Below are 14,811 nucleotides of genomic sequence, written 5' to 3'. Positions count from 1 at the left end.
CAAATGCTTACGCCACTCCCGCCAACCCGTCAGACCACTGCCGGTGAATAATCCGGGCTAGCATTTTACCGTGCGCTTTTTCCCCATCTGGATAGCGTAGTGATTGCGCCGTTTGATCGCGTGACGCATGACCTTGAGAGCGTGATCCGGCAGGTGAATGACAAGTTCGGCACGAGCTTCGCCGACGGGCCGGTCTTGCACGAACGGAAGAAACCACTGGGATGGCACGCGATGCCGACCGAGCTGCGCGATCAAATCAAGCAGGAGCTTGATGAGGGCTTCTCTGCCACTCATTCCAAGTCTGCCAAGCTACGCTCCTTGCTCAGCAAAGCGAACGACCTGCATGATGAGATAATTGCGGTGCATGACCGTCATTGTTAGCCATCCTACCGGCAACCCCTGTTTGCGGGCAGTTTTGCGCGCCCTCGAGAAAAATGGGCTTTTGGCGCAATATTGGACGACGCTTGCATTGCCGGGAGAGCTAGCTGAGCTGACTTGGCTAAAGAACGGCGTTCAACGGCGTCTTTCGCAGCGGCATTTTGGCGAGGCGCCATGGTCCAAAACCAAATCGCGCCCTTGGCGTGAGGCCATCCGTTTGGCAGCGCTCGGCGCAAGGATCGAGTCGCTCACGGCGCATGAGGCAGGCTGGGCGTCTGTCGATGGCGTCTACCGAGATCTGGACCGTGCGGTGGCGAAGCGCTTGCGCACCGACAGAGAGCCTTGGCGCGCCGTATATGCTTACGAAGACGGTGCTCTCGAAAGCTTCAAGGCCGCACACGAGACGGGACGCCTGGCGATCTACGATTTGCCCATCACCCACTGGCGCACTTTGCGATGCCTGCTCGAGGAGGAGGCCGAGCGGTTGCCCGAATGGGCCTGCACGATGGAAGGCCTGCGTGACAGCGCGGAAAAGCACGCGCGCAAGGATGCTGAAATCGAATTCGCTGATCACATCATTGTCGCTTCAAGTTTTACTCGCGACAGTCTGTCCGGCATCGCCGGGGATCGTCCCGTTCACGTGACGCCCTTCGGCTGTCCGCCGCCCGCGCTCACGCGGCCAGCTGGTCGAGAGGCCAGCGCGCCGCTTCAATTGCTTTACGCTGGCCACTTGGCGCAGCGTAAGGGCATCGCCGATCTCATCAGCGCAGTGGGAATGCTCGAGATCGACTGGCACTTGACACTTGCCGGACCTCGACCAGCAAAGGTGCCTGCGTCCCTCGACCGGTTTCTTTCCGATCCGCGCGTGACTTGGCTGGGGGCGATTCCCCACGCGACCCTGATGGAGGAAATGGCTCGCGCGCATGTCTTCGTGTTTCCCTCGATTGCAGAGGGGTTCGGCATGGTAATCACCGAGGCCATGGCAGCGGGTCTGCCCGTTATCACCACGCCGCACACGGCTGGACCTGATATTCTCGACGAGGGCATCGATGGCTTTATCGTCCCGATCCGCGACCCCGCGGTTCTGGCGGACCGTATCACGCGCCTCGCCGAAGATGAGACGCAGAGGCAGGAAATGGCCCATGCGGCCAAGGCCAAGGCCGCTGAAATGAGCTGGATGCGTTACGAGACCCAGATCGGCGACTTGGTGACCGAATGGCTGGACGCGCGATAACCGCCGCCCGAGCCTATCCCGGCCGGGCGAGAAGTGTGGGTAGCCGCCGCGAGGCGCAGCGGGTCCTTGTGGTGCGCAGCGTCTTCTTCATCTTTGCGCTCTCGTTGCTCGAGGGCGCCTTTCGCAAATGGATCTTTCCCAGCCTCGCCACTCCATTGACGCTGCTGCGCGATCCTTTCGTGCTCGCGCTCTATACCTATTGCGTCGTCAACAGCTTCATCCGCCTTCGGGGCTTGGCCCAGCTTTGGATCGGTTTTGCCATTCTCACGGTCTTGCTGGGCCTCGGGCAATATCTCATTAATGGTTATGGGCTTGTTGGTTGGATGCTGGGCGTCCGAACCTATTGGCTCTACATGCCCCTGGCCTTCGTGGTTGCAGAGACTTTCCGGATGGAGGACGTCCGAAAATTCATCCTGCTCAATCTCCTGATTTCGATCCCCTATGCTCTTCTCGTATCTGTGCAGTATTCGGCACCGCCATCGGCATTCGTCAATCTTGGTGTCGGCGAAGACGAGGGGGGAGCAGTGGGGCTTAAGGATAATATCATCCGCCCCTTTGGTTTGTTCACCTATACAGGACCGAATGTTCAATACACGGCTGCATTGGTGGCGCTGTTCATGGCGTTCTACATCGACAGGACGTCGAGCCGATGGCGCGTGTTGCTGCTCGCCTTGAGCGGCGTTGCTGTTGCCAGCATGGCAGTCCTGACCGGAAGCCGATCCATCTATTTCATGATCGCCGCGATCATGCTGGTCACGATAGCCGGCCTCTCCACCAGTCGCGCAGCGCTCAAGGCGTTTTCCCGAATTCTGGGGGTGCTCGGCTTTGCTGTTCTCGCCGGACTGCTTCTTGTGAACGTGTTCCCCGACATGCTCGATGCGATGGCGAAGCGTCTTGAAGCCGCAGAGCGCAGCGAAGGATCGATCTGGGATCGTGCCATAGGCGGCCTATTTGCCTGGGTCGAGCCGTTGTTCACGGCACCAATTTTTGGCGAGGGAATTGGATTGGGCGCGCCTGGCGTTGCCAGCTTGCTTGGTGTGCCCCCGCTCAGTTTCGGCGAAAGCGACTTGCAGCGGAACGTGAATGAGCTTGGCCTTCTTTTCGGCATCGCTATGCTGGCTTTGCGTTTCGCAACCGCCGCGTCAGTGCTGTTCATTGCGTTTCGGCTGGTCAGGAAGGGGCGGGAGATGGCACTGCCATTGGTCGGTTACTATGTTCTGCCCTTTGCCCTTGGTCAGGTCACACATTCACCGGTCAATGCTTTCCTCCCGTGGCTTTTCCTGGGGCTCGTCTTGGCATTGCACCGCGATACACCTCGAAGGGGATACCATGCGCGCGCTTAGGCCAGAATATATCTATCGTCCCGCGCAGATCGTTCGGCGCATGGCCAAGTCTGTCGGATTGACTGCCAATAAGCGATCAGCAAAGACCCCTTGGGGCTTGCCGATCAACTTTGATCCTTCCGAATTGCACGGCCGGGCAATGCTAACGCTTGGCCTGTCTGACCTGCGTACATGCGAGATGATCAGCCGGATTGTTCGTCCGGGTGATCGGGTCGTCGATATCGGCGCAAACATCGGGATCATGACTTCGCTGATGTCTAGGCGGGCTGGAGAAAATGGTGCCGTTTTCGCTTTTGAGCCCCACCCGCAAACGCGTGAGCGTCTTAAGGAAAACGTTCGCGCATGGAACGCCTGCAGTCTGGCTAGCTCCCATGTCGAGGTTTTGCCCTACGCTGTGTCTAGTAGAGCGGGGACCAGCCAATTGGTTGAGCCCGAAACCTTCGGCAACAATTCCGGAGTGGCGCGGCTTACTGAGGGGGCGACCGACGGGCGGCGAGCCCACCGGGTCGATACGATCATATTCGATGAATGGTGTGCGGAAGGCTCTCCGATAAGGCTCGTGAAAATCGATGTCGAAGGACACGAGGATGACGTTTTTGCAGGCATGAGTAAGTCGCTCGCCAATGCGCGGATCGATTTCCTCATTTTCGAAGAAATGCGGGAATTGCCGAGTGTGGCATGCGAGTCTTTGGCAGGTGTCGGATATATGAGTTTCCTCATTGATCGGAATTTCTATGGCCCACGATTGATTCCCGTGGTCGATCGTCCCAGACAGCTCATTGGGGAGGCCACTAATATCATAGCCGTAGAAAAGGGTAAGTCGATCGAATTTCTGGAGCAAGGCGGATGGAGCTGCCTTCGTGGAGGCCTCAGGCGATGAATAATCCCGTGGGCATACAAACGATGGGCAGCTCATCGTCACCTATTTACAGGGCTGCGCTAGATAGAATCCAAGATTTCCATTTATTTCCAGGCGCGAAGGTTGCAGATGTGGGAGGAGGTCGGGGAAATTTTTCTCGACTATTGGCTGAAAGGGGATATCGAGTAATATTACTTGATTACACTCCAGATTGCTCTGAAGATGCGTTTGATGTTAGGGCGTGCGATCTCAACAAGCATTGGCCAGCAGAGACTGGTGAATTTGATGCAGTAATTTCCTTGGCAGTTATCGAGCATGTGGAGAACCCGCGCCACTTCATGAGAGAAGTCTGCAGGATTGCCAAGCCGAATTCCCAGATCCTTCTATCTACCCCAAACCAACATAGTTTAACTTCACGTGTATGCTTCCTAACCCGGAATCAGCATCAACATTTCCAAGATTCTTGCTATCCTGGTCATATCACCGCATTACTTGAATGCGACCTTCAGCGAATTTCGCGCGAATGTGGTGCAACTGAACAATTCATCACATACACAGACCATGGACGGATTCCCGGAACGAAGAAAAAATGGCGAAGGTTTTTTCCCTTTTTGAGGGGTCAATTATTCTCCGACAACATCCTTTTTTCATGCAGGGCGCCGGGCTGATGCGCGTTGAATGAACTTTCAATGTCTCGCCTTTGTTTCGTTTCGGGCATTCTCTCGCCAGCCGCAGGCGGACTTTCGGCCTCTGTACCCAACTTGGTTGCGGCTTTGGGAAGGTGTGGCCACGGCAGCATCGAAGTGGTCGGGATCGAGGACCCGGCAAATGCTGAGGCGGCATCGGATTGGGGCCCGAGTGTCCACGCTCACCGTGCCAATGGGCCGCGCAAATTCGGCTTTGCGACTGGAATGTCTGCCACACTTGCCCGATTGGATCCCGGCGTCGTGGATGTCCAGGGACTATGGACGTATTCGTCATTGGCGAACCTGACCCATCATCGCAGGCATGGGACTCCCTACCTGGTGACACCTCGCGGCATGCTTGATCCTTGGGCGCGCGTGAACTCCAAATGGAAGAAACAGATCGTGCGCTTCTGGTTCGAGGACAAGCATCTTGCTCGTGCCGCCTGCTTACGGGCAACTGCAGAAATGGAAGCGGATCACTTCCGCGAATTTGGCCTGCGCAATCCCATTGCGATCGTGCCCAATGGTGTCGATGTTCCGCAGCTTAAGCCACGTCCGATACGCGATGATCGTCGGCGTCGGCTCTTGTTCCTGAGCCGCATCCATCCCAAAAAGGGCTTGCATATCCTGTTGCGTGCCTGGGCGTCCCTGTCCGCTTCGCGCCCGGATTGGGAACTGGTTATCGCTGGTCCTGACGAGGCCGGCCATACTGCCGAAATGCAGGCTCTTGCTGAACGCCTCCGGTTGACCGGAATAGTCTGGATGCCTGCGGTAGAGGGTGAAACGAAAGAGGCTCTCTATCGGAGCGCAGACGTTTTTGTCTTGCCCACTCATGCTGAAAATTTCGGGCTTGTAATTGCCGAGGCACTTGCGCAGGAAGTCCCTGTAATCACGACAAAGAATGCGCCATGGTCCGGCCTGCGCGACAATCAATGCGGTTGGTGGATCGATCTTACCGAGGACAGCTTGCGACAGGCATTGATGGAAGCCACCGCTTTGCCGCGAGAAGAGCTTCATGAGATGGGAATGCGCGGAAGGGTCTGGATGGAACGTGACTTCGGATGGGATGCAATCGCGCAGCAGATGCTTCAGGTTTACGAGTGGGTGACGGGACGGCAGGATCGGCCTTCCTGTGTGCATATCGACTGAAGAATTATTTAGGTGTCGCAATCAGGTTTAGACATTCAGCAAAACCGTCGCGCCAGGAAATGGTCTAAGCGTGATCTTGTCTTGCGTGCTCTATGGGATGTTTTTTCCATTCCATTCTTTGCGTGGTCTCCTCGTCCGCTCTGGGGATGGCGCCGAACTTTTCTCCGCTTTTTCGGCGCCAAGATTGGTCGTGACGTCCACATTTATCCTACTACGAAAATCACCATCCCCTGGAACCTGTCGATCGGGGATCAATCCGCGGTCGGCGATGGAGCTGTCCTTTACGCTCTTGGCGCGATTTCAATTGGGCAACGGGTCACGATATCGCAGCACGCGCATCTGTGCGCCGGTAGCCACGACTATACAGACCCCGCTATGCCGCTTCTAAAATTACCGATAACGGTGGGAGACGATGCGTGGATCTGTGCCGAGGCATTCATTGGTCCCGATGTTGTCATCGGGGCCCGCTCAATCGTCGCTGCCCGCGCGGTAGCAGTGAAAAACGTGCCCGATGAGATGGTCGTCGGTGGCAATCCGGCGCGCCCAATCAAGCAGCGCCCTCCGTTCGCTTAATGGGAAGCATCCCCATTTCTGTCGTCATTCCGGTGCGGAATGAGGAAGCGAACCTTGGTCAGTGTCTTCAGCGCCTTGGATGCTTTGATGAAGTGATCGTGGTCGATTCTGGCAGCACCGACGCTACCTGCCAGATCGCTGCCAATCATGGTGCGACAGTCATTCAGTTCGAGTGGAATGGGCGCTATCCCAAGAAGCGTAATTGGGTGTTGCTCAACCAGCGGTTGCAGAATGAATGGGTTCTCTTCCTCGATGCGGACGAACTTGTTACGGAAATGTTCTGCAATGAGGTAGGCGCGGCTCTAGCTGAAGATCGGTTCGATGCGTTCTGGTTGAAGTACACAAACTTTTTCCTTGGCCAGCCTCTCAAACATGGGGATCCGCAGCGCAAACTGGCTCTATTCAAGATTGGAAGAGGTCTTTACGAAAGGATTGACGAGGAGGCTTGGTCTGGCCTCGACATGGAAGTGCATGAACACCCGGTGATCGAAGGCGATGTAGGGGAAATCACTGCCCCAATCGATCATCGTGATGACCGCGGTGTCGCAAAGTTCATACAGCGACACAAGGACTACGCTCTCTGGGAGGCCCAGCGTACTCGCCAACTAAGAAGTTCTGGTCGGGAAGTCTGGGCGCAGCTTACGGATCGCCAGAAAAACAAATACCGCAATATTGATAAATGGTGGTTCGCTTGGGCCTACTTTGCATGGACATACGTGGTAAAGCGGGGCTTCCTCGATGGACTGCCCGGCTTCTCATACGCCTTCTACAAGCTGTGGTATTTCTGGACGATCAGGCTCTTGCTCAAGGAAAGTGAGAACCGCGAGGTGCCAGCGAGTGCCTCGTAGCGCGCTCGGCCTCAATTGTAGATGAGATAAAACTTGATCAAAGGACTTTTCTTGAATGACCGGTAATCTGCGCCGTCAGCGCATCCTCGTGACCGGCGGCGCCGGCTTCCTCGGGTCTCACCTAATCGACCGGCTGTTCGAGCGAGGGGACGAGGTTCTCTGCGTCGACAACCTGTTCACGGGCGACAAGAGCAATATCGATCACCTGCACGACCATCCGCGCTTCGAATTCATGCGCCACGACATCTGCTTCCCGCTCTATGTCGAGGTCGACCAGATCTACAATCTCGCCTGTCCCGCCAGCCCCGTGCATTACCAGTTCGATCCGGTGCAGACGACCAAGACGAGCGTGACGGGCGCGATCAACATGCTTGGTCTCGCCAAGCGGGTGAAGGCGAGGATCTTCCAGGCCTCGACCTCGGAGATCTACGGTGATCCGAGCGTCCACCCACAGCCGGAAAGCTATTGGGGCAACGTCAACACGATCGGACCGCGCGCCTGCTATGACGAAGGAAAACGCTGCGCCGAGACGCTGTTCTTCGACTACCACCGGCAGCACAAGCTCGACATCAAGGTCGTGCGGATCTTCAACACCTACGGCCCCCGGATGCACCCCAATGACGGGCGTGTGGTGTCGAACTTCATCATCCAGGCGCTGCAGGGTGAACCGATCACGATCTACGGCGACGGCCAGCAGAGCCGCTCGTTCTGCTATGTCGATGATCTCGTCGAAGGCTTCCTGCGCATGATGGACACCGGGAGCGATTTCCCAGGCCCGGTCAACCTCGGCAACCCGAACGAGTTCACGATCAAGGAGCTCGCAGAGCAGGTGCTCGACCTGACCGGATCGAAGTCGGAGCTCATCAACAAACCGCTGCCGCAGGACGATCCGCGTCAGCGCCAGCCGGATATCTCGCTCGCGCGCGAGAAGCTGGACTGGGAACCGAAGACGCAGCTGCGCGAGGGTCTCACCAGGACCATTGCATATTTCGACCAGCTCCTCCGCGAGAATGATGCCGAGATGTCAGCGCTCCAGGCCGCCCAGTAAGCGCTGCACGCGAAAGGCTTTCAAAAATGAAGATCGCGATGGTGGGTTCGGGCTATGTGGGCCTGGTGTCGGGCGCATGCTTTGCCGATTTCGGGCATGACGTTGTCTGCATCGACAAGGACCAGGCCAAGATCGACCGGCTGCATCAGGGCGTAATGCCGATCTACGAGCCGGGGCTCGACGCGCTGGTCGAAAGCAACGTCAAGGCCGGACGGCTAAGCTTCACCACCAGCCTGGCAGACGGCATCAAGGGCGCCGACGCGATCTTCATCGCGGTCGGCACGCCCAGCCGCCGGGGCGATGGGCACGCAGACCTCACCTTCGTCCATGCCGTTGCGCGCGAGGTGGGCGAGAAGCTGTCTGGTGATGCGGTGGTCGTGACCAAGTCCACCGTCCCGGTCGGCACCGGTGACGAGGTCGAGCGGATCATCGGCCATACCGGGACCAAGCATAAGGTATCGGTCATCTCCAACCCGGAATTCCTGCGCGAAGGCGCCGCGATCGGCGACTTCAAGCGGCCCGACCGCATCGTGATCGGGGCCGAGGACGAGTTCGGCAAGCAGGTGATGAGCGAGGTCTACCGCCCGCTGTTCCTGAACGAATCGCCGATCCTGTTCACTTCGCGGCGCACCAGCGAGCTGATCAAATACGCCGCCAACGCCTTCCTCGCGACCAAGATCACCTTCATCAACGAGATGGCGGATTTGTGCGAGAAGGTCGGCGCGAACGTGCAGGACGTCAGCCGCGGGATCGGGATGGATGGCCGCATCGGCCCGAAATTCCTCCACGCTGGCCCCGGCTATGGCGGATCGTGCTTCCCCAAGGACACGCTGGCCCTCCTCAAGACCTCCGAGGATTACGACAGCCCCACCCGCATCATCGAGGCGGTGGTCAAGACCAATGAAAGCCGCAAGCGCGCGATGGGCCGCAAGGTCGTCGACGCGCTCGGCGGAGCGGAGGCGGCGCGCGGCAGGAAGGTCGCCCTGCTCGGCCTGACCTTCAAGCCCAACACCGACGACATGAGGGACAGCCCCTCGATCGCGATCGCGCAGACGCTGCACGATGCCGGGGTCGAGGTCGCGGCCTATGATCCCGAAGGCATGGAACTCGCCCGCCCGCTGATGCCCGAGGTCACGATGTGCAAGGACCCCTACGAGGCGATCACCGGCGCCGATGCGACCGTGATCGTGACCGAATGGGACGCCTTCCGTGCGCTTGATTTGGAGCGGGTGAAGGAGCTGGCCGCCGATAATGTGCTCGTTGACCTGCGCAATATCTATGATCCGGAGACCCTGCGCGGCACCGGCTTCAAGTACGTGAGCGTCGGGCGGGTCTGACCATCGGTCTCACCCTTTCACGAAATATCGCATCACGAATGAGGCGCGAAAATGAGAGGCTGATATCGACAAGTCCTTCTCGGCTCGGCCTTGGACCTGCCCTTGGAAAAAGTATCGTACAATGAAAATGCACGAGACGCCCGATTATGGTTATGCGAGTGCCGCGCACGCTCACACGCGCGACTATCTGCGGCCCCATGTCGATGAAATGCTGGCTAGTCTGAAGCCGGAGCGTGTATTTGACCTCGGTTGCGGCAATGGAAGCACGGCCGCTTATCTCTCGGAACGCTACGAAGTGGTCGGCGTCGATGCTTCGAACTCTCAGGTATTGAACAGGCTCGACGCGCCTATCCGGACATTCGGTTCGATGTCGCATCGGCATATGACGATTTGGCGGCTGTATACGGGCAATTCGATGCAGTGGTAAGCTTGGAGGTTGTCGAGCATCTTTACGATCCGCGGCTTTACGCGAAAACGATGTTCGATCTCGTCCGCCCTGGCGGAGGGGTTGTGGTCTCCACCCCGTACCACGGCTATCTGAAGAACCTCGCTCTCGCGGCCTCGGGCAAGATGGACCAGCATTTCACCGCACTTTGGGACGGCGGCCACATCAAGTTCTTTTCGATCGAGACACTTTCGCGGCTCCTAAGCGAGGCCGGTTTCGTTGATTTGCGTTTCGCCAGAGCCGGCAGGATCCCGGCCTTGGCGAAATCAATGATCTGCTGCGCGCGAAAGTGTCAATCGGCATTGAAAACTGACCCCCTATCGGCGCGTAAAATTGACCCCCTTTTGGTGGCTGGAGGCGGTTATCCCGGTAGTCCATAGGAGGGACCCGCCCATGCCGCCGCGCGCGTGCCCTCTGGCGAGAGCTCTAGCTGTTTCTTCTCTTCTTCGTCCTTGTCGGTCTTTTTATTGGCCATCGCGCCTGCCTCATCGGTGCCGTGGGTCTTCCCGGACGCGCCCAATATAGTCCGGGGCGGCGTCTCGGCAAAACTGGGGTTTGTACTGTGTATGGGGTTGAATTGCGAAAGGTCAGTTTTACCCATCCCCTGCCGTGCCAAGCCCGATAACCCCCTTTTGCGCGCGAGGCCGTCCCGGCCCGCGACAATGATCGCCGCATCGCGCGTTCCTGCCAGCGTTTCGGGGCACGCGGCGACGATCTTTCCGAGCAGGTCGAGCGTCAGGCCCTGCGACTGCCTGGGCCGAGCGCGGCTTGTCCGCATTGCCAGGCGCATGGCCAGCCTGACCTCGCTTGAGGCCGCAATGGTCGGGGGCAGGCCACGCAGCCACGAATGGCCGCGTTCTACGCACCACGCCCGGAACACTTCGAACCCGTTCCGGTAGCCCCGCGGGCCGACGCTCCGCTTCACGGCCGCAGCAGGCCTTCCCGCTCCAGCACCGCGTCGATCTTCTTCAACACTTTGGCAAACCGCGGGTCGTCGAGGCTCCCGTACCTGCCGACGAAATCGACATCGGGCCCCTCTTCGAACGAGAGGAGCGCGGGCGGCAGGATCTCCTCCGGTCTCGCCCCCGACAATCGCCGGGCCATCGCCTTCGCGGACGCCGGATCGCTCGCCGCGTCGGCGGTCCGGAAGCCCGATCGGTCGGCCGCGATATCCACCAGCGAGAACCCCGTCGGATCGCCCGGCTGAAATTCGGACCGGCTGGCGAGGCTGTCCGCCAATTCCTTCCATTCCCCCATCGCCTCCGCGACCTGCGTGCCCGAACCCACCGAGAGGGCCGCGGACAGCGCCCAGTGCTTGGCGAGGTCCTCCCGGCCATGGAGCGCGATAGGGGAGGCCGGCATCGGGCACGCTTCGATCGCGGCAGCATCGATCCCGGTCAGGGTTCCGACCTTCGTGTCGACGATCGCCATGGCAAGCGCGACGAAAGCGGCCGCGTTGCTTTCGGGCGTCGCCGATCCGGCCCGGCCGATCGGGAAGGCCCGCCGCACCTGCACTGCCAGGTCATCCTGCGGGTCGGCCCTCTGCCTTTCGGCAAGCTCGCAATGGATCCGGACCGCAAGCGCCGGATCGACGCCGCTGCGCGTCTGCAGCACTTCTCCCAGCAGCCCCGCGTCACCGGGCCAGTCGATCGAGAGGGACACCCGGTCCTCCCCGACCGCGACCTTTCGGACGAGCTCGTCGAGCGGCGGGATGTCCGCGCCCGCGAGGCGCAGTCCGGATCGGAATGTCTCGGCCAGAAGGCGGCTGAAAAAGGGCGACAGTTCGAGCGAGCCGATGGCGATGTGCAGCTCCGGAAAGCCCTCGGCGCTGCCGGATGTCTCGGCCGCAAGGTTGAGCCAGCGGCCGAGGGGCAATTGCCGGCTCGCCTCGACGTGCAGGACCGAACCCGAGATGAACGCCTCGAGCCGGTCGGGGCGAAGACCATGGGTCGCGAGCGCGCTCAACCCGTCGAGATGCTGCGCGTCGAGGTTGACCTGCCTGGTCTCGTCCCGCGCTGTCGCCAGGGGGCGAAGCTGCAGGACGGCGTCGCGCGCTGCCCCGACCTGTTCGGCATCGGGCGCAGGCCGCGGCCCGGCCAGCGGGGCCGGGTCCGTGAGCAGGAGAACGAGGCCGAGGATCGCCGCGAGAACGAGCAGGACGGCTTTGAGCACAAGCTTCATCGGGCGACTTTTCTTCCAATCCGGTTTGCTCTTGCTGCTTGCGGCGATGCCGTCGGCAGGGCGGTGCCTGCGCGCTGGCACCCCTGTTCGCCTGCCACTTTAGACGCGGTTCCGGCAGGGGGACAGGCCCTGAAGGCGGTCCCCGTGTTCACGGTCCTTCCTCGAGCCCGGCAGGGCCCGCTCGGCAAGGCGCGCTGGTCAGATGCAATCGCTGCCGCTGCCCGATCGTCCCGCGTTCCCGAAGCGCGCGCGGGAACGCTCACGAAACTTCCCGAACGCCGCCCGATCTTTACCCGTCCTTAAGCTCGCACGCCTAGCCGGCGGCACCTAACGCTTTGGATGCAGGAGACTTTCGTGAAATCGAAACTGGTGGTCGCAGGCCTCGTCGCCGGCCTTTCGGCAAGCCCCGCCTGGGCGCAGGAGGAAGAGAAGAAACCTCTCTTATTCACGGCGATGCGGTTGGGCGCCTCTCGGTGCGAGCTTGACGCCACTGCTGCGTGCGGCGGCGTAGAGCGGGCGTGCGGCACCGCTGGCGTCTGTTTCACCGCGCTGTGATCGATGGGCTTTTCTGGTTGAAGGACTTGGCTCGGGGTTTCTGCGGCACTGCCGCGCCCGCTACGTCGGCGCAGGCTTGAGCGCGAGAACGATGGCACGCATCAGATCGGCATCGGGGCACGCAGAGGCGAACGCTACGCGGATTCGGGTGGCGCTTTCCATGACGCGGGCAGCAACCTTGAGCAGCCGCAGGCGCAGGGTCGTAAACTCGGCTTTTGCCAGAGCGGTGGTCTTTGGGATCGCCTGCTGAACGCGCCACAGCAGCCAGTAGGCAGCGGTGTGCAGGATCAGGCGCATCTGGTTGGCGTTCGCCGACCGGCACGAGGTGCGGTCACTGGCCAGCTGGGTCTTGTGCAGCTTGATCAGGTTCTCGGCCTGCCCGCGCGCACAGTAGAGCGTGTCATAGATGTATTCAGCCGAGCCTTGGGTTAGCGATGTGACGACATAGCGGATATCCATGCCCAGCGTGCTGGCCTCGATCCTGGCGACGACGCGGCGCTGGCGGTTCCAGCTCTTCGCGCCGTAGCGGGTCTCGGCATAGCTGCGCAGGACCGGGAGTTGGCACTCGGCGCGGCGGACCGCACAGGCATCGGCAGCCGTGACGATGACGGGATCGGCGCGCAGCGCGGCGTTGGTCGGCAGACCGAACACGTAATCGACATGGGCCGCCTCGCAGAAGGCCATGACCTCGGGCCGTCCATAATGCCCGTCACCGCGGATGGTGATGTGGGTATCGGGCCAGTGGCGGCGAAGATGGCGCACCAGACGCCGGATATGCCCTGCCGCCTCCTTGCCCGAAGGCGTCTTGCCCGTGCGCAGCAGCATCGCCACCGGCCGGCCCGTTGCCGTGTCGTAGACATGGATCGGCAGGAAGCAGCGCTCCCCATGATGTCCGTTCCAGAAGGAGAGTTGCTGATAGCCGTGCACGACGTCGCAGGTGTCATCGATATCCAGCGTCACCGCCGCCGGCGGAGTGGGGTAGCTGGCGCAGTAGATGTCGATCATGATCCCCAGCATCTTTGCCAGCTCGCGCGTGCTCGGCGCATTCTCCCAGCGGCTCATCGTCGGTTGGCTGGCCAACCCCGCACCCGATCCCGGCAGCTTGCCCAGCGCGAGGCGGAAGCCCGGATCATCGCGCAGAGCGTCGAGATCATCGGCATCCTCATAGCCGCAGGCGATCGCGAACATCCGCGCGCGCAGGATATCTTCAAGCCGATGAACCACCCGAGCAGGATCGCGCGGATCGGCAATACACGCCGCAAGCCGCTGGCAGAGCCCCATCATGCGCTCGGCCTGAGCCAGCACCAGGACCCCGCCATCCGAGGTCAGCCTGCCGCCGTCAAACGCAGCTGTGACCTTCTTGCCGCGCACTGCTGGAAACGAAAATACGGACGCGCTATCATCGCATCCGGCGGGTGTGGTCTGTGGCATATTTTGCCCCGTTGCAGGTCTGGCTTAAGCAACCACATTCCTACAACAATGCAAATGCTTACGCCACTCCCGCCAACCCGTCAGACCACCGCCGGTGAATAATCCGGGGAAACACTTCGACGGCCCGCGCATCGAGGCCCTGTTCGGATACGACCAGGCGAAGCTCGAAGTCCCTGCCATCGACCCGTTCGAAGAAGTCGAAGGCGATGCCGAGGACATCTTCTACGGCGCCGCCATCGGCTATGACTTCCAGAGCGGGATGTTCACCTTCGGGGCCGAGGCGGAGATCGCCGGCTCGGCCCTGTCCGACGAGCTCGGGAGCTTCAGCGGCATCCTTCCCGACGACACGGTCTTTTCCGGAACGGGCAGCGTCGGCAGCGCGACCGAGTACTATTTCGGCGGGCGGGTCGGTTTCGTGGGCGGTCGCTCGCTGTTCTACGTCAAGGCGGGTTACGCCCTGTCGGGCGTCGACATCGAGCTCGACGGCACGTTCGACGACGTCGCCGGCCGCCGCAACGGGGACGTCGATCTCGACGGCCTGCGGCTCGGCGTCGGCTACGAATACAAGGTGACCGATCTCGTCTATCTCAAGGCCGAATACCGCTACACCGATTTCTCGGGCGGCGAGCTCGATGCGTTCGGGGCAAGCCTCGAATTCGGCGACGTGTTCGAGGTGGTGAACCTCGAACGGCACCAGGCGGTCGTGGGCGCAGGCGTCCGCTTCTGAGCGATCCGGGGCGCCGG

Annotated in this window: 17 protein-coding genes; 14 read left to right on the top strand and 3 right to left on the bottom strand. The window is 60.5% G+C overall.

The window, feature by feature from the left end:
* Positions 1 to 120 precede the first annotated feature (120 nt).
* The 12 genes from BLU08_RS09840 (at position 121) to BLU08_RS15400 (ending at position 10,280) form a co-directional block, all read left to right on the top strand.
* A complete protein-coding gene (locus tag BLU08_RS09840; RefSeq protein WP_172801019.1) occupies positions 121 to 381 on the top strand; it encodes a hypothetical protein in 261 nt (86 codons plus the stop codon).
* On the top strand, positions 365 to 1,612 hold the full coding sequence (locus BLU08_RS09835; RefSeq protein WP_090198940.1) for a glycosyltransferase family 4 protein: 1,248 nt from the start codon (positions 365 to 367) through the stop codon (positions 1,610 to 1,612). The genes BLU08_RS09840 and BLU08_RS09835 overlap by 17 nt, the downstream gene beginning before the upstream one ends.
* Positions 1,594 to 2,955: a hypothetical protein gene (locus BLU08_RS15200; RefSeq protein ID WP_157674507.1), complete on the top strand. Its 1,362-nt coding sequence runs from the start codon at positions 1,594 to 1,596 to the stop codon at positions 2,953 to 2,955. The genes BLU08_RS09835 and BLU08_RS15200 overlap by 19 nt, the downstream gene beginning before the upstream one ends.
* A complete protein-coding gene (locus tag BLU08_RS09830; protein ID WP_157674506.1) occupies positions 2,942 to 3,835 on the top strand; it encodes an FkbM family methyltransferase in 894 nt (297 codons plus the stop codon). The genes BLU08_RS15200 and BLU08_RS09830 overlap by 14 nt, the downstream gene beginning before the upstream one ends.
* Positions 3,802 to 4,482: a bifunctional 2-polyprenyl-6-hydroxyphenol methylase/3-demethylubiquinol 3-O-methyltransferase UbiG gene (locus tag BLU08_RS15630; RefSeq protein ID WP_090198934.1), complete on the top strand. Its 681-nt coding sequence runs from the start codon at positions 3,802 to 3,804 to the stop codon at positions 4,480 to 4,482. The genes BLU08_RS09830 and BLU08_RS15630 overlap by 34 nt, the downstream gene beginning before the upstream one ends.
* A gap of 21 nt (positions 4,483 to 4,503) precedes the next feature.
* Positions 4,504 to 5,649, top strand: coding sequence for a glycosyltransferase (locus tag BLU08_RS09820; protein ID WP_090198930.1), 1,146 nt, complete (start codon positions 4,504 to 4,506; stop codon positions 5,647 to 5,649).
* A gap of 12 nt (positions 5,650 to 5,661) precedes the next feature.
* The gene (locus tag BLU08_RS09815; RefSeq protein ID WP_090198927.1) at positions 5,662 to 6,222 is read left to right on the top strand and encodes an acetyltransferase; all 561 of its coding nucleotides are present in this window, start codon (positions 5,662 to 5,664) and stop codon (positions 6,220 to 6,222) included.
* Positions 6,222 to 7,070, top strand: a complete 849-nt coding sequence (locus BLU08_RS09810; RefSeq protein WP_090198924.1) for a glycosyltransferase family 2 protein — start codon at positions 6,222 to 6,224, stop codon at positions 7,068 to 7,070. Before BLU08_RS09815 ends, BLU08_RS09810 begins: the two co-directional genes overlap by 1 nt.
* 55 nt (positions 7,071 to 7,125) lie before the next feature.
* The gene (locus BLU08_RS09805) at positions 7,126 to 8,118 is read left to right on the top strand and encodes a UDP-glucuronic acid decarboxylase family protein (RefSeq protein WP_090198919.1); all 993 of its coding nucleotides are present in this window, start codon (positions 7,126 to 7,128) and stop codon (positions 8,116 to 8,118) included.
* A gap of 26 nt (positions 8,119 to 8,144) precedes the next feature.
* A complete protein-coding gene (locus BLU08_RS09800; RefSeq protein ID WP_090198916.1) occupies positions 8,145 to 9,455 on the top strand; it encodes a UDP-glucose/GDP-mannose dehydrogenase family protein in 1,311 nt (436 codons plus the stop codon).
* Between the two features lie 121 nt (positions 9,456 to 9,576).
* Entirely contained in the window at positions 9,577 to 9,882 is a 306-nt protein-coding gene (locus tag BLU08_RS15405) for a hypothetical protein (protein WP_197676859.1), read from the top strand.
* Positions 9,846 to 10,280 (top strand): class I SAM-dependent methyltransferase, encoded by a 435-nt coding sequence (locus tag BLU08_RS15400; RefSeq protein WP_233995930.1) that lies wholly within the window; start codon positions 9,846 to 9,848, stop codon positions 10,278 to 10,280. Before BLU08_RS15405 ends, BLU08_RS15400 begins: the two co-directional genes overlap by 37 nt.
* Here the strand turns inward: BLU08_RS15400 and BLU08_RS09790 are convergent.
* On the bottom strand, positions 10,262 to 10,825 hold the full coding sequence (locus BLU08_RS09790) for a hypothetical protein (RefSeq protein ID WP_090198911.1): 564 nt from the start codon (positions 10,823 to 10,825) through the stop codon (positions 10,262 to 10,264). The two genes, BLU08_RS15400 and BLU08_RS09790, sit on opposite strands and share 19 nt — an antisense overlap.
* Positions 10,822 to 12,081, bottom strand: coding sequence for a hypothetical protein (locus tag BLU08_RS09785; protein ID WP_090198907.1), 1,260 nt, complete (start codon positions 12,079 to 12,081; stop codon positions 10,822 to 10,824). Before BLU08_RS09785 ends, BLU08_RS09790 begins: the two co-directional genes overlap by 4 nt.
* A gap of 354 nt (positions 12,082 to 12,435) precedes the next feature.
* Between BLU08_RS09785 and BLU08_RS09780 the strand changes: the two genes are divergently transcribed.
* A complete protein-coding gene (locus tag BLU08_RS09780) occupies positions 12,436 to 12,636 on the top strand; it encodes a hypothetical protein (RefSeq protein ID WP_157674504.1) in 201 nt (66 codons plus the stop codon).
* Between the two features lie 60 nt (positions 12,637 to 12,696).
* Here BLU08_RS09780 and BLU08_RS09775 read toward each other — a convergent pair whose 3' ends face one another.
* Positions 12,697 to 14,067, bottom strand: coding sequence for an IS1380 family transposase (locus BLU08_RS09775; protein WP_090193770.1), 1,371 nt, complete (start codon positions 14,065 to 14,067; stop codon positions 12,697 to 12,699).
* 94 nt (positions 14,068 to 14,161) lie between these two features.
* Here BLU08_RS09775 and BLU08_RS09770 point away from each other — a divergent pair, with 94 nt between their 5' ends.
* Entirely contained in the window at positions 14,162 to 14,794 is a 633-nt protein-coding gene (locus tag BLU08_RS09770) for an outer membrane protein (RefSeq protein ID WP_090198901.1), read from the top strand.
* The last annotated feature ends 17 nt before the right edge of the window (positions 14,795 to 14,811 follow it).

The sequence above is a fragment of the Erythrobacter sp. HL-111 genome, assembly GCF_900105095.1.
In the GTDB taxonomy this organism is placed as follows: domain Bacteria; phylum Pseudomonadota; class Alphaproteobacteria; order Sphingomonadales; family Sphingomonadaceae; genus Erythrobacter.
The sequence above is the reverse complement of the archived record's forward strand: the minus strand, read 5'-3'. Positions and strand labels throughout refer to the sequence as shown.

What these genes read in the sequence shown, in the direction of transcription:
- BLU08_RS09835 (WP_090198940.1), top strand. Translation starts at nt 365, where the DNA reads ATGACCGTCATTGTTAGCCATCCTACCGGCAACCCCTGTTTGCGGGCA.
- BLU08_RS15200 (WP_157674507.1), top strand. Translation starts at nt 1,594, where the DNA reads ATGGCTGGACGCGCGATAACCGCCGCCCGAGCCTATCCCGGCCGGGCG.
- BLU08_RS09830 (WP_157674506.1), top strand. Translation starts at nt 2,942, where the DNA reads ATGCGCGCGCTTAGGCCAGAATATATCTATCGTCCCGCGCAGATCGTT.
- BLU08_RS15630 (WP_090198934.1), top strand. Translation starts at nt 3,802, where the DNA reads ATGGAGCTGCCTTCGTGGAGGCCTCAGGCGATGAATAATCCCGTGGGC.
- BLU08_RS09820 (WP_090198930.1), top strand. Translation starts at nt 4,504, where the DNA reads ATGTCTCGCCTTTGTTTCGTTTCGGGCATTCTCTCGCCAGCCGCAGGC.
- BLU08_RS09810 (WP_090198924.1), top strand. Translation starts at nt 6,222, where the DNA reads ATGGGAAGCATCCCCATTTCTGTCGTCATTCCGGTGCGGAATGAGGAA.
- BLU08_RS09805 (WP_090198919.1), top strand. Translation starts at nt 7,126, where the DNA reads ATGACCGGTAATCTGCGCCGTCAGCGCATCCTCGTGACCGGCGGCGCC.
- BLU08_RS09800 (WP_090198916.1), top strand. Translation starts at nt 8,145, where the DNA reads ATGAAGATCGCGATGGTGGGTTCGGGCTATGTGGGCCTGGTGTCGGGC.
- BLU08_RS15405 (WP_197676859.1), top strand. Translation starts at nt 9,577, where the DNA reads ATGAAAATGCACGAGACGCCCGATTATGGTTATGCGAGTGCCGCGCAC.
- BLU08_RS09785 (WP_090198907.1), bottom strand. Translation starts at nt 12,081, where the DNA reads ATGAAGCTTGTGCTCAAAGCCGTCCTGCTCGTTCTCGCGGCGATCCTC.
- BLU08_RS09775 (WP_090193770.1), bottom strand. Translation starts at nt 14,067, where the DNA reads ATGCCACAGACCACACCCGCCGGATGCGATGATAGCGCGTCCGTATTT.